The organism is Pseudomonas sp. NFXW11 (assembly GCF_049887815.1).
Taxonomy (GTDB): Bacteria; Pseudomonadota; Gammaproteobacteria; order Pseudomonadales; family Pseudomonadaceae; genus Aquipseudomonas.
Genome location: NZ_JAGEKI010000018.1, coordinates 34,835 through 47,526, shown reverse-complemented (window position 1 = coordinate 47,526; position 12,692 = coordinate 34,835). Strand labels below are relative to the sequence as shown.

At 66.5% G+C, this 12,692-nt stretch carries 12 protein-coding genes; 9 read left to right on the top strand and 3 right to left on the bottom strand.

Features of this window, described 5'->3' with window-relative positions; genetic code table 11:
- Positions 1-19: 19 nt before the first annotated feature.
- Positions 20-1,681, top strand: coding sequence for a GMC family oxidoreductase (locus tag J4P02_RS24290; protein ID WP_426195049.1), 1,662 nt, complete (start codon positions 20-22; stop codon positions 1,679-1,681).
- A 5-nt stretch (positions 1,682-1,686) separates the two neighbouring features.
- On the opposite strand, the gene J4P02_RS24285 is transcribed toward J4P02_RS24290, so the two are convergent.
- Together J4P02_RS24285 and hpaA are read right to left on the bottom strand one after the other, a co-directional pair.
- The gene (locus J4P02_RS24285) at positions 1,687-2,775 is read right to left on the bottom strand and encodes a DUF1176 domain-containing protein (RefSeq protein WP_426195047.1); all 1,089 of its coding nucleotides are present in this window, start codon (positions 2,773-2,775) and stop codon (positions 1,687-1,689) included.
- 72 nt (positions 2,776-2,847) lie between these two features.
- Positions 2,848-3,759: a 4-hydroxyphenylacetate catabolism regulatory protein HpaA gene (gene hpaA, locus J4P02_RS24280; protein WP_426195045.1), complete on the bottom strand. Its 912-nt coding sequence runs from the start codon at positions 3,757-3,759 to the stop codon at positions 2,848-2,850.
- Positions 3,760-3,969: 210 nt separating this feature from the next.
- On the opposite strand from hpaA, the gene J4P02_RS24275 reads away from it, so the two are divergent.
- From J4P02_RS24275 to hpaI, 8 genes are all read left to right on the top strand, one after another.
- Entirely contained in the window at positions 3,970-4,629 is a 660-nt protein-coding gene (locus tag J4P02_RS24275; protein ID WP_426195043.1) for a fumarylacetoacetate hydrolase family protein, read from the top strand.
- Between the two features lie 9 nt (positions 4,630-4,638).
- Complete coding sequence (locus J4P02_RS24270; protein WP_426195041.1) at positions 4,639-5,430, top strand: fumarylacetoacetate hydrolase family protein; 792 nt, start codon at positions 4,639-4,641, stop codon at positions 5,428-5,430.
- Positions 5,431-6,891: a 5-carboxymethyl-2-hydroxymuconate semialdehyde dehydrogenase gene (hpaE, locus tag J4P02_RS24265; RefSeq protein WP_426195038.1), complete on the top strand. Its 1,461-nt coding sequence runs from the start codon at positions 5,431-5,433 to the stop codon at positions 6,889-6,891.
- 53 nt (positions 6,892-6,944) lie between these two features.
- Positions 6,945-7,796: a 3,4-dihydroxyphenylacetate 2,3-dioxygenase gene (gene hpaD / locus J4P02_RS24260; RefSeq protein WP_426195036.1), complete on the top strand. Its 852-nt coding sequence runs from the start codon at positions 6,945-6,947 to the stop codon at positions 7,794-7,796.
- A 137-nt stretch (positions 7,797-7,933) separates the two neighbouring features.
- Positions 7,934-8,323: a 5-carboxymethyl-2-hydroxymuconate Delta-isomerase gene (locus J4P02_RS24255; RefSeq protein WP_426195034.1), complete on the top strand. Its 390-nt coding sequence runs from the start codon at positions 7,934-7,936 to the stop codon at positions 8,321-8,323.
- Between the two features lie 147 nt (positions 8,324-8,470).
- Complete coding sequence (locus J4P02_RS24250) at positions 8,471-9,778, top strand: MFS transporter (protein WP_426195032.1); 1,308 nt, start codon at positions 8,471-8,473, stop codon at positions 9,776-9,778.
- Positions 9,779-9,780: 2 nt separating this feature from the next.
- Positions 9,781-10,584: a 2-oxo-hept-4-ene-1,7-dioate hydratase gene (gene hpaH, locus J4P02_RS24245; RefSeq protein ID WP_426195030.1), complete on the top strand. Its 804-nt coding sequence runs from the start codon at positions 9,781-9,783 to the stop codon at positions 10,582-10,584.
- Positions 10,585-10,594: 10 nt separating this feature from the next.
- Positions 10,595-11,395 (top strand): 4-hydroxy-2-oxoheptanedioate aldolase, encoded by an 801-nt coding sequence (gene hpaI, locus J4P02_RS24240; protein ID WP_426195028.1) that lies wholly within the window; start codon positions 10,595-10,597, stop codon positions 11,393-11,395.
- Between the two features lie 16 nt (positions 11,396-11,411).
- On the opposite strand, the gene J4P02_RS24235 is transcribed toward hpaI, so the two are convergent.
- Positions 11,412-12,551: a glycerate kinase gene (locus J4P02_RS24235; protein ID WP_426195026.1), complete on the bottom strand. Its 1,140-nt coding sequence runs from the start codon at positions 12,549-12,551 to the stop codon at positions 11,412-11,414.
- Positions 12,552-12,692: the final 141 nt, after the last annotated feature.

Here is a 12,692-nt window from a genome sequence, read left to right as displayed (position 1 = left end):
GCCTGCGAGGTACCCCCCCATGAATCAAAGCGCTCCCCAGACCTTCGACTACATCGTGGTTGGTGCCGGCTCCGCCGGTTGCGTACTGGCCAACCGCTTGTCCGCCGACCCGACGCTCAAGGTCTGCCTGATCGAGGCCGGACCCAGCGACCACACGCTACTGCCCGCCGCCTATGTGCGCGTGCCAGCGGGGATCATCCGCCTGATCGCCAACCCACGCTGGAACTGGATGCATCAATTCAGCGCCCAGGCGGGCAGCGGCGAGCGGCCCATCCCCTGCCCGCGGGGCCGGGTCTGGGGCGGCTCCAGCGCAATCAACGGCATGATCTATATCCGCGGCCACCGCCAGGATTTCGACCACTGGGCCGCTGCCGGCAACCAGGGCTGGAGCCATGCCGAACTGCTGCCCTACTTCATGCGTTCGGAGCATTTCGAGCCGGGAGATGCGCCCTGGCATGGCCGCAACGGCGAGCTGAATGTGGCCGAGCAGCGCAGCCCGAGCCCGGTCAACTCGGTGTTCTACGAGGCCGCCAGGGAGCTGGGCTGGAGCTACAACCCGGATTTCAACGGCCCGGAGCAGGAAGGTTTCGGGCCCTTCCATGTCACCCAGATCAACGGCGAGCGCTGCAGTACGGCCCGGGCCTTTCTGTACCCGGTGTTGCAGCGGCCCAACCTCAGTGTGCTGAGCAATACCCTGACCCACCGGGTGCTGCTGCAGGGACAACGAGCGATTGGCGTGGAAGTCAGCCAGGGCGGCCAGGTACGTCAGCTGCTGGCGCGCCGCGAAGTGATTCTGTGTGCCGGGGCGATCAACTCGCCGCAACTGCTGTTGCTGTCGGGCATCGGCCCGGCGGAGGAGCTGGAGCCCCATGGCATCCTCCCCCGCCATCCGCTGCCGGGGGTCGGGCGCAACCTGCAGGATCATCAGGACATAGTGCTGATGTACCGCAGCGACCCGGGCCTGAGTTACGGCCTGTCGCCCCGGGGCCTGCTGCCCCTGCTGCGGGCGCCCTGGCAGTACCTGACCCGGCGCCGCGGCCCGCTGACCTCCAATACCGTGGAATCCGGAGCCTTTCTGCGCCTGCACCCGGACGATGCGGTGCCGCAGCTGGGGCTGATCGTCGCCCCGGCACTGAAGAACCAGCCGCAGCGGCTGGTGCCCCTGGGCCATGGCATCAGCCTGCATGTGGCGGTGATGCACCCGCAGAGCCGGGGCCGGGTGCGCCTGAGCAGTGCCGACCCGCGCGCCAAGCCGCTGATCGAAGCCAACTTTCTTAGCCACCCGGAAGACTTGCGCAAACTGGTGACCGGCCTGCGCCTGGTGCGCCAGCTGGCGGCGACCCGGACCTTTTCCCGGCACTTGCAGGGCGAACTGGTGCCCGGGCCCGAGGTGCAGAGCCAGGAGCAGATCGAACAGTGGATCCGCCACAACCTGGGCACGGTGTTCCACCCGGTGGGCAGCTGCAAGATGGGCCACGACGAGCTGGCGGTGGTCGACGATCAACTGCGGGTGCATGGCCTTGAGGGGCTGCGGGTGGCGGATGCCTCGATCATGCCGAGTCTGATCACCGGCAATACCAATGCGGCGGCGATCATGATCGGGGAAAAGGCCGCGGACCTGTTGCTCGGGCATTCGCCGTTGCAACCCGCCGCCGCACGGGCCAGCGCGAGTTGCTGCTGAGCGCCTTAGGGCTTGAGCGGCGTACCAGCGCTCCAGAGCACGGGCCAGTCGTCATAGCCCAGGCCGCTGCAAACCGGCATACGCCGGTAGTCGGTGAGCTGGAAGGCGCGGCCGTCGAATTGCCAGGTGGCCATCTCGCCGCAGTCGCCTATGCCGCGGCCCATCAGGTAGCTGCCGAGGACGCCGGTCTTGGGCTCATAGTTGATACCACCGGTATGGTCGACGCTGCCGGCAGGCAATGCCTGCAGCGCCAAGGGTTGCACGGCATAGGGCGCCGTGCGCGAGCGACTGCTGAGCTCGAACAGGCAAATATAGGCGCCGCAGTCGGACAGCTCCACCACCAGCGCCTGGGTCGCCGTCAGCGGATAGAGCTCGATCCTCGGCGCCATCTGGTACTCATCGTCCTCGCTGGCGGGCGCTGGCGGCATGGCCCGCTGCACCGCCGCCAGCAGCCCGGCACGTTCCTTGGCGCCGAGCGCGGCCACCCCGGGATAGGCACGCAAGGCCTTGGCCGGTTCCACTGTCGGTACTTCGCTGGCCGGGCGCTCACCGGCCAGCGCCAAGGCGCTGACCGTGCCTGCGCGCTGCTGCACCTGATCAATCTGTTGCAACAAGCCCGGCAAGGGCGCCAGCAGCACCTGCGCCGGCTCATTCCCCGGCAGCGCCAGTAATTGGCCGGCCGCCAGGCGCGCCAGCCATCGCCGGGCCAGGGCCTGATCATCGACCCGATAGTGCTGTTGCTCCTGGGCCTGCTCCTGCTCCGGCTGCAGCACCAGCGCCGCGAGCAATTCAGGTTCCAGGGGCTGGCCGTCGAGGCGCAGGGCCGCGAGGTCGAAGGCGGCGCCCTGGTGATCCAGCTGCAATTGCACGCGCCCTTCTGGCCCTGCCTGGCTGCGCACATGCAGGGTCAGGTGATTGTTCTCCTGGCCAAAGACGCTGTCCGGCGCATAGAGCAGGTGGCAGTCGCGTCGGTTATCGCAGGCGCTGATCCAGCCTTGCTGCTGGTCCCATAGCGGCTTTTGCTCCGGCAGCTCCCGGGCCAGGCTCGGGGCCGCAGCGGCCAGCAGTAGGGACAGCACAGCGAGACGCAACATGACCACCTTCCTTGTCGGGCAAAAGCGCGGAGTGTCCCATGCCCAGCGTTGCCACTCCCAGCACTTTCGCGCTCAGGACGGCGGCTTTATCCCGCCCTGATGCGCCCGGTACTCGCCCGGCGCCAGCTTGGCATAGCGCTGGAAAAACCGGCTGAAATAGGCCGGGTCCTTGAAGCCCAGGGTGTAGCAGATTTCGTTGATCGAGCTGCCGGTGAACAGCAGCAGGCGCTTGGCTTCCTGCATCAGGCGCTCGTACACCAGGCGCTTGGAGGGCAGATCGGCAATGCGCCGGCAGACGTCGTTGAGCCGCGCCTCGGTGACCCCCAGTGCAGCTGCGTAGCGGGCCAGGGGCCAGTGTTCCAGGTAGCGGTTCTCGATCAGTTCATTGAAGCGATGAAAGATCTGAAGGTCTTCGTGACGGGCCGGGCGCGCCTCCAGGGAATTGGCCGAAAGCCTGAGCAGGCTGATCAGCAGCAGCCGGGTCAAGGCTTCCAGGGCCGGTTCGCGACCGGCGCCCTGCCCGGCGATTTCCTCCTGCAACGCCTCGAACAAGCGCTCCAGGCGCCGCACCTCGGCGGCGAATGGCGGCCCCAGGCGCGCCAGGGTCACACAGGCCGGCGCCATCGGGGTGACCGGGGCCAGCGCCGGATCGGCGGCTATCAGCTCCCACACCAGTTGCTGACGCACGGTGAGCACGTGGCCCTCGCTGTCGGCCTCGGTGACAAAGGCATGGGGAATGGTCGGCGGGGTGAGAAAGAACATCGGCCCCGACTCCAGGTACTGCCGGTCGTCGAGGTAGACCCGCACCGCGCCGCTTTGCACGTAGTGCACCTGGAAGAAGCGGTCGTGGCGGTGCACCGGCATATTGCGGCCGAAGAAGCCCGCCAGGTTGCTCAGCTTGTCGTAGTGCACCTGGGCATCGGCGTAGCGCTGGTCGTAGACCTGGCCGATGTTGATGTTGGGAATGGGTTGGCGTGGGTTCATGGGCACCCCTCGTATTTTATTGTTCAGTCGCTGCAAGGCTTGCGCATCCTGCGCCATGGGCGCCCTGCCCGCCAGCGCCGGCGAGTTTGTGCTGGTACCGCGCTTGACGATCGTTAACATATTAAATATAACGTTAACACATTAACGAATTCATCCCGCCAGCAGCAACGCCAAGGCGGGATACCCAGACCAGCAACCAGGAGACGCTCGATGAGCCGTGCACTGAACGATCACGCGGGAGGCACCTTGTTCGGCGTTGCGCTGAACTACCAGGGCTTGCTCAACAGTCATCTGCAGAGCTTCAACCAGCCGCCCTACCAGAAGCCCCCGACGCAGCCAGTGCTGTTTATCAAGACGCCCAATACCCGCAACCAGCATGGGGCGCCGGTGGTGTTTCCCCAAGGCGTCGAGCGCCTGCAGCCGGGCCCGGCCCTGGGGGTGGTGATAGGCAAGCGCGCCAGCCGCGTGAGCGTGGAACAGGCCCTGGAACACGTGGCCGGCTACACCATCGTCAATGAATTCAGCCTGCCGGAAGACAGCTACTACCGCCCCGCCGTCAAGGCCAAGTGCCGCGATGGCTTCTGCCCCATAGGCCCGCAGTTGGTACCCGCGGCCGAGGTGGCCGACCCCCATGCCTTGGAGATCGAGCTGCGAGTCAACGGTGAGCGGGTGCAGCACAACAGCACCGCCAACCTGGTGCGCAGCATCCCCCAGCTGATCGCCGAAATCAGCCAATTCATGACCCTGGATGTCGGCGACGTGTTGATTACCGGTACCCCCGAAGGCCGGGTCGATGTGCACCCCGGCGACCAGGTCGAGGTGCGCATCAGAGGCCTGGGCTGCCTGGCCAACTCCATAGTTACGGAATAAGGAAGCGAGATGAAACGAGCACGTATCCGTTATCAGGGGCAGGTCCACGAAGCCCGGGGCACTGACGCCAATGCCCTGCAACTGGCCGATGGCCGGGTTCTCGCCGAAGACCAGGTAGAGTGGCTGCCGCCGGCCACCGGCACCTTGTTCGCCCTGGGCCTGAACTACGCCGACCACGCCGCCGAGCTGGCCTTCACCCCGCCCACCGAGCCCCTGGTGTTCATCAAGTCGCCGGGCACCTACACCGGCCACAACCAGGTGACCTGGCGCCCGGACAACGTCGCCTACATGCATTACGAGTGCGAGCTGGTGGCGGTGATCGGCAAGACCGCGCGCAACGTCAAGCGCGAGGACGCCCTGGACTACCTGGCCGGCTACACCCTGTGCAACGACTACGCGATCCGCGATTACCTGGAGAACTACTACCGGCCCAACCTGCGGGTGAAGAACCGCGACGCCACCACCCCGATCGGCCCGTGGATCGTCGACGCCGCCGAAGTCCCCGCGCCCAACAACCTGACCCTGCGCACCTGGGTCAACGGCGAGCTGCGCCAGCAAGGCACGACCGCCGACATGATCTTCGACGTGCCCTACCTGATCGAGTACCTGTCCGGCTTCATGACCCTGCAGCCGGGCGACATGATCGCCACCGGCACCCCCGAGGGCCTGTCCGACGTGGTGCCCGGCGATGAAGTGGTGGTGGAAATCGAAGGCATCGGCCGCCTGGCCAACCGCATCGTCAGCGAGCACGAATTCTTCACCCACCACGCCCCCACCGCCGCGGCCAAGGAGCACGCATAAATGATCAAGCACTGGATCAACGGCCGCGAAGTCGCAAGCCGCGAAGTCTTCACCAACTACAACCCCGCCACCGGTGAAGCCATCGGCGAGGTGGCCAGCGGTGGCGCCGAGGAAATCGCCCAGGCGGTGGCCGCGGCCAAGGAGGCCTTTCCGAAATGGGCCAATACCCCAGCATCGGTGCGTGCGCGACTGATGCGTCGCCTGGGGGCATTGATCGAAGAGAACGTGCCGCATCTGGCGGAGCTGGAAACCCTGGACACCGGCCTGCCGATTCACCAGACCCGCAACGTGCTGATTCCCCGGGCCTCGCACAACTTCGATTTCTTCGCCGAGGTCTGCACCCGCATGGATGGCCACAGCTATCCGGTGGACGACCAGATGCTCAACTACACCCTGTACCAGCCGGTGGGCGTCTGCGCCCTGGTGTCGCCATGGAACGTGCCGTTCATGACCGCCACCTGGAAGACCGCGCCGTGCCTGGCCCTGGGCAACACCGCGGTGCTGAAGATGAGCGAGCTGTCGCCGCTGACCGCCAATGAGCTGGGCCGGCTGGCGCTGGAAGCCGGGATTCCCGCCGGAGTGCTGAACATTGTCCAGGGCTACGGCGCCACTGCCGGCGATGCCCTGGTGCGCCACCCGGACGTGCGGGCGATTTCCTTCACCGGCGGCACAGCCACCGGCAAGCGGATCATGCAGAGCGCCGGCCTGAAGAAGTACTCCATGGAACTGGGGGGCAAGTCGCCGGTGCTGATCTTCGAGGACGCCGACCTGGAACGGGCCCTGGACGCCGCGCTGTTCACCATCTTTTCCCTGAACGGCGAACGCTGCACCGCCGGCAGCCGGATCTTCATCCAGGAAAGCGTCTACCCGCAGTTCGTCAAGGAATTCGCCGCCCGGGCCAAGCGGCTGATCGTCGGCGACCCGACCGACCCCAAGACCCAGGTCGGCTCGATGATCACCCAGGCCCACTACGACAAGGTCACCGGCTATATCCGCATCGGCCTGGAAGAAGGCGCGACCCTGCTGGCCGGTGGCCTGGAGCGCCCGGCGGGCTTGCCGGCACACCTGGCTCGCGGGCAGTTCATCCAGCCCACGGTGTTCGCCGATGTGGACAACCGCATGCGCATCGCCCAGGAAGAGATCTTCGGCCCGGTGGTGTGCCTGATCCCGTTCAAGGACGAGGCCCAGGCCCTGCAACTGGCCAACGACACCGAGTACGGCCTGGCCTCCTATATCTGGACCCAGGACATCGGCAAGGCCCATCGCCTGGCCCGGGGCATCGAGGCCGGCATGGTGTTTATCAACAGTCAGAACGTGCGCGACCTGCGCCAGCCCTTTGGTGGTGTCAAGGGCTCGGGCACCGGTCGCGAAGGCGGCGAATACAGCTTCGAAGTGTTCGCCGAGATCAAGAACGTGTGCCTGTCCATGGGCAGCCACCCCATTCCGCGCTGGGGCGTGTAAGGTTCAGCAGCGTCCCGGATTACCCAACAAGAAGATGTTTCAGGAGAAGCACCATGGGCGAAGTCGTCATGGCCGCCAAGGTCTGCCACGTTCCCTCGATGTACCTGTCCGAACTGCCGGGCAAGCACCACGGCTGCCGTGAGGCGGCGATTGCCGGGCACAAGGAAATCGCCCGCCGCGCCCGGGCGCTGGGCGCCGACACCGCGGTGGTGTTCGATGTGCATTGGCTGGTCAACAGCGGCTACCACATCAACTGCGGCGAGGCCTTCAACGGCACCTACACCAGCAACGAGCTGCCGCATTTCATCAAGAACATGACCTACGACTACCAGGGCTGCCCATCTTTGGGCGAACTGATTGCCGCCGAGGCCAATGCCGCCGACGTGCGCACCCTGGCCCACAACATCCCCAGCCTGGAGCTGGAATACGGCACCCTGGTGCCCATGCGCTACATGCATATGGACGTGCCCGCCGCCGAGCACTTCAAGGTGGTATCCATTGCCGCCTGGTGCGCCTGGCACCGGCTTGAAGACAGCTTCACCTTCGGCGCCGCGGTGCGCCGGGCCATCGAGAAGAGTGAGCGCAAGGTGCTGGTGCTGGCCTCCGGTTCGCTGTCCCATCGGTTCTCCAACGACCGCGAGGCCGAGGCCAACATCCACAACTGGACCCGCGAGTTCGACAAGCAGGTGGACCAGCGCGTGGTGGAACTCTGGCAGCAGGGACGCTTCCGCGAGTTCTGCGCCATGCTCCCGGACTACGCCACAAGCTGCCACGGCGAGGGCGGCATGCACGACACGGCGATGCTCCTGGGGTTGCTGGGCGGCCCCGAGCACAACCGCCCGGCGGAGATTGTCACGCCGCTGTTCGGCAGCTCCGGCACCGGCCAGATCAACGCCATCTTCTAGAAGCAGCGGCAAGTTTCCAGCCACAAGCTGCAAGACACCATCGACAGCAGTGGCAAGCCACAAGCCTCAAGTCACAGGAGTCCCCTCCTGCGGCTTGCAGCTTGCCGCCTGCCGCTGCCTCCAAAGGAGGCCCCTCTGTGCCACATTTCATTGCCGAGTACACCGATAACCTCGAACCGGTCGCCGATCTGCCGGGGCTGTTCGAGAAGGTTCATGACTACCTGGGCGCCAGCGGGGTGTTTCCCCTGGGCGGTATCCGCAGCCGCGGGGTGCGCCTGGACACCTGGCGCATGGCCGACGGCAAGCATGACTACGCCTTTGTCCATATGCGCCTGCAAGTGGGTGCCGGGCGCGACCTGGCCACAAGGCGCCAGGTGGCCGAGGGCCTGTTCGCGATCATCAAGGCGCATTTTGCCCAGCTGCAGGCGCAGCGCTTGCTGGCGCTGTCGTTCGAGATGAGCGAGCTGGATGCCGAGCTGAACTTCAAGCACAACAACGTGCATGAGTTTCTCCGCGGGCAGACCTAAGACCACATTGGCCTCGTAGGAGCTGGGTTGCCAGCGAACCGAACGCAAGCCGGATATCGCCCATGCGGCCGCCTTCGCCGGCAAGCCGGCTCCTACAAAAAACCATGACGCACCGATCCACACCAGAACAATAACGAGATCACGCCCATGCCCCGTTCCGCTATCGCCGAGGCGTCCACCGCCGAGGTCAACGACTGTTACCGCACTATCACCTGGCGGCTGATGCCCCTGCTGTTCGTCTGCTACATCTTCGCCCACCTGGACCGCATCAATATCGGCTTCGCCAAGCTGCAGATGACCCAGGACCTGGGTTTCAGCGACAGCGTCTACGGCCTCGGCGCCGGGTTGTTCTTCGTCGCCTACGCGCTGTTCGGGGTGCCCAGCAACCTGGCCCTGGAGCGGGTCGGGCCACGGCGCTGGATCGCCCTGTTGATGCTGGTCTGGGGCTTGCTGTCCAGTGCCCTGATGCTGGTGCACAGCGCCTCGGGTTTCTATGCCCTGCGGTTTTTGCTGGGGGTGGCCGAGGCCGGGTTCTTTCCCGGCATCCTGCTGCTGCTCAATCGCTGGTTTCCCGCTGGCCGGCGCGGCCAGGTCACGGCCCTGTTCGCCATCGCCGTGCCCATGGCCGGGGTGATCGGCGGGCCTTTGTCGGGCTGGATCCTGGAGCGCTTTCACGACCTCGGCGGCCTGCGCGGCTGGCAATGGATGTTCCTGATCGAAGGCCTGCCGGTGGTGCTGCTGGGGCTGCTGGTGCTCAAGGCCTTGCCGGACAGCATCGAGCGCGCGCACTGGCTGAGCGCGACCCAGAAGGTCCAACTGCTGCAGGCCCTGCAGCAGGAAGAACAGCGCAAATCCATCACCCGGGTTGGCGACATTCTTCAGGACCGCCACGTCTGGCTGCTGGTGGGGGTGTATTTCGCGGTGATGCTGGCGGTCAACACCATTGCCTTCTGGATGCCGACCCTGATCCATCACGCCGGCATTGCCCGTGACAGCCAGGTCGGCCTGCTCAGTGCCCTGCCCTATCTGGCCGGCTGCCTGTTTATGCTGGCGGTCGGCCGCTCCTCGGACCGCCTGGGCGAGCGCCGCTGGCACCTGGCCGTGCCGCTGCTGATGTCCGGCGCCGGGCTGGCGCTCACCGCCATGGCCCCGCAGAACCCCTGGTTGGTGATGTTCGGCCTGGTGGTGGCGGGCATGGGCGCCAGTGCCGCGCTGCCGATGTTCTGGCAGTTGCCGCCGGCCTTCCTGGCCAGCAGCACCCAGGCCGCGGGCATTGCCTTGATCAGCTCTTTTGGCAGCGTCGCGGCGTTTCTTGCGCCCTACCTGATCGGCGTGGTGCGTGACGCCACCCAGAGCGCCAGCCTGGCGCTCTATGCCCTGGCCCTGCTGATCGCCCTGGGCGCCTGGCTGGTGCTACGGGTGCCGGCCCTTATCGTCAATCCCAAAGAGAAATGAACATGCTCAGCCCCTCGGATATCCAGGAAGCCGCCGCGCGCCTCAACGCCGCCGAGCGCAGTCGCGAACAGATCGGCCAGCTTTCCTTGCAATACCCAAGCATCACCATCGAGGACGCCTATGCCATCCAGCGCTGCTGGGTGCAGCAGAAGATCCGCGACGGGCGCAAGCTGGTGGGCCACAAGATCGGCCTGACCTCGCGGGCGATGCAAGTGTCGTCGAATATCAGCGAACCGGATTTTGGTGCCCTGCTGGACGACATGCTGTTCGATGAAGGCAGTGACATCCCCTTCCAGCGCTTTATCGTGCCCCGGGTCGAAGTGGAGCTGGCGTTCATTCTCGGCAAGCCGCTCAAGGGCCCCGATTGCAGTCTGTTCGATGTGCTGGAGGCCACCGACTGGGTGATTCCGGCCCTGGAGATCATCGACGCGCGCATCCAGCAGGTGGACCCGCAAACCCAGGCCACGCGCAAGGTCTTCGACACCATCTCCGACAACGCCGCCAACGCCGGAGTGGTGATGGGCGGCCGCGCCGTGCGCCCTGGGGACCTGGACCTGCGCAAGGTGCCGGCGGTGCTCTACCGCAATGGCGTGATCGAGGAATCCGGGGTGTCCGCCGCAGTGCTCAACCACCCGGCCAAGGGCGTCGCCTGGCTGGCCAACAAGCTGGCGGCCCACGACGTCGGCCTGGAGGCCGGGCAGATCATCCTCGGCGGCTCCTTTACCCGCCCGGTGGCGGCGCGCCCCGGGGATGTGTTCCATGTCGACTACGATCAGTTGGGCAGCATCGCCTGCCGTTTTGTCTAAGGAGAGCGTCATGCACATGCCGGTAAACCTGTTCAAGCAACGCCTGCACCACAGCGAGCCACAGATCGGCCTGTGGCTGGGGCTGGCGGATGCCTACTGCGCCGAGCTGGCGGCCAACGCCGGTTTCGACTGGCTGCTGCTGGACGGCGAGCACGCCCCCAACGACCTGCGCAGCCTGCTCGGGCAGTTGCAGGCGATCGCCCCCTATGCCGCCCAGGGCATCATTCGCCCGCCCATCGGCGACATCGCGTTGATCAAACAACTGCTGGATATCGGCGCCCAGACCCTGCTGATTCCCATGGTGGAAAGCGCCGAGCAGGCGCGCCTGCTGGTACGCGCCATGCACTACCCGCCCCAGGGCATTCGCGGCGTGGGCAGCGCCCTGGCCCGGGCTTCGCGCTGGAACAACGTGGAGCACTACCTGGATCAGGCCGACGCGCAGATGTGCCTGCTGTTGCAGATCGAGACCCTGGAAGGCCTGCGCAACCTCGACGGGATTCTGGCGGTAGAGGGAGTGGACGGGATCTTTATCGGCCCCATGGACCTCTCGGCGTCCATGGGCCATCGGGGCAACCCTGGGCATCCGGAAGTGCTGGCGGCGATCGAAGACGCCATCCTGCGGATTCGCCAGGCCGGCAAGGCAGCGGGCATTCTCAGCGCCGACCCGCGCCTGGCACGGCGCTGCATCGAGCTGGGGGCGAACTTTGTCGCGGTGGGGGTGGACACCACGGTGCTGATGAACGGCCTGCGCCATCTGGCCGGGCAGTACAAGGCCCTGGAAAACCCCACCAGCGGCGGCGGGGTGTATTGATCGGGGCGGGCCGGAGCTATTGGCCGGCGGCCAGGCGCCAGACCCGGGCGATGTCCGCGGCGCGTTCCCGCAGCAGGCGTGGCGCTTCGCGGCAGGCCTGCTCCAGGCTCATGGGCCCGGAGGTCAGGGCGAACGCCGCGTCCACGCCGTGGGCGTAGAGCTGCTGGTAGCCATCGCCCAGGGTGCCGGCGAGCACCAGCACCGGCACGCCCTGGGCCCGGGCGATCTGCGCCACGCCGTAAGGGGTCTTGCCGCGCAGGGTCTGGGCATCAAAACGCCCCTCGCCGGTGATCACTAGGTCGGCGCCGCGCACCGCCTGCTCCAGGCCCACCAGTTCGGCCACCACCTCGACCCCGGGACGAAACTGCGCGCCGAGAAACGCCTTGGCGGCAAACCCCAGGCCACCCGCCGCACCGCTGCCGGGCTCATCACGCACATCCCGGGGCAGCACCCCGGCGCACAGCTCGGCGAAATGCCCGAGGGCCTGGTCCAACTGCTGCACTTGCTGCGCCGAGGCGCCCTTTTGCGGGCCGAAGATCGCCGAGGCGCCCTGCTCGCCGCACAGCGGGTTGTTGACGTCGGCAGCGATCTCGAAGCGCACCTGGGCCAGGCGTGGGTCCATGGTTTCCAGCCCGATGCTGGCCAGCTCGGCCAGGGCCAGGCCGCCGCGGGGCAGAACCTGGCCCTGGCGATCCAGCAACTTCAGGCCCAGGGCTTGCAGCGCCCCGGCGCCACCGTCGTTGGTGGCGCTGCCGCCGATAGCCAGGATGATGCGTCGGGCCCCGGCATCCAGCGCCGCCAGAATCAGCTCGCCGGTGCCGAAGGTACTGCTGGTGCAGGCATCGCGCTGCGCCAGCGGAACCAGCTGCAGGCCGCTGGCCTCGGCCATTTCGATGATCGCCGTGTGGCTCTCTGGCAGCCAGCCCCAGTGCGCCTGCACTTGGGTGCCCAGGGGCCCCTGGACCTGGGTACTGCGCTGCTGCCCGGCGCAGGCGGCGAGAATCGACGCCACCGTCCCCTCGCCGCCGTCGGCCATCGGGCACTGCAGCAATTGCGCCTCGGGCCAGACCTCGGCCAGCCCCAGAGCGATGGCCTGGGCCACGCCTGCGGCACTCAGGCTGTCCTTGAAGGAATCGGGGGCGATGGTGATCTTCATGGGTGTTTCTCCGGTTCTTGTATCGCCATGCTGCCATCTGCCGCACAGGCTGGCGCCAGTCGATTGCACAAGGGCGCGCGCAAGTTATTGGTCAGAGGAACAAAAGAGTGTCAGCGGCAAGCTCCAAGCTGCAAGAGACAA

What these genes read in the sequence shown, in the direction of transcription:
- J4P02_RS24290 (WP_426195049.1), top strand. Translation starts at nt 20, where the DNA reads ATGAATCAAAGCGCTCCCCAGACCTTCGACTACATCGTGGTTGGTGCC.
- J4P02_RS24285 (WP_426195047.1), bottom strand. Translation starts at nt 2,775, where the DNA reads ATGTTGCGTCTCGCTGTGCTGTCCCTACTGCTGGCCGCTGCGGCCCCG.
- hpaA (WP_426195045.1), bottom strand. Translation starts at nt 3,759, where the DNA reads ATGAACCCACGCCAACCCATTCCCAACATCAACATCGGCCAGGTCTAC.
- J4P02_RS24275 (WP_426195043.1), top strand. Translation starts at nt 3,970, where the DNA reads ATGAGCCGTGCACTGAACGATCACGCGGGAGGCACCTTGTTCGGCGTT.
- J4P02_RS24270 (WP_426195041.1), top strand. Translation starts at nt 4,639, where the DNA reads ATGAAACGAGCACGTATCCGTTATCAGGGGCAGGTCCACGAAGCCCGG.
- hpaE (WP_426195038.1), top strand. Translation starts at nt 5,431, where the DNA reads ATGATCAAGCACTGGATCAACGGCCGCGAAGTCGCAAGCCGCGAAGTC.
- hpaD (WP_426195036.1), top strand. Translation starts at nt 6,945, where the DNA reads ATGGGCGAAGTCGTCATGGCCGCCAAGGTCTGCCACGTTCCCTCGATG.
- J4P02_RS24250 (WP_426195032.1), top strand. Translation starts at nt 8,471, where the DNA reads ATGCCCCGTTCCGCTATCGCCGAGGCGTCCACCGCCGAGGTCAACGAC.
- hpaH (WP_426195030.1), top strand. Translation starts at nt 9,781, where the DNA reads ATGCTCAGCCCCTCGGATATCCAGGAAGCCGCCGCGCGCCTCAACGCC.
- hpaI (WP_426195028.1), top strand. Translation starts at nt 10,595, where the DNA reads ATGCACATGCCGGTAAACCTGTTCAAGCAACGCCTGCACCACAGCGAG.
- J4P02_RS24235 (WP_426195026.1), bottom strand. Translation starts at nt 12,551, where the DNA reads ATGAAGATCACCATCGCCCCCGATTCCTTCAAGGACAGCCTGAGTGCC.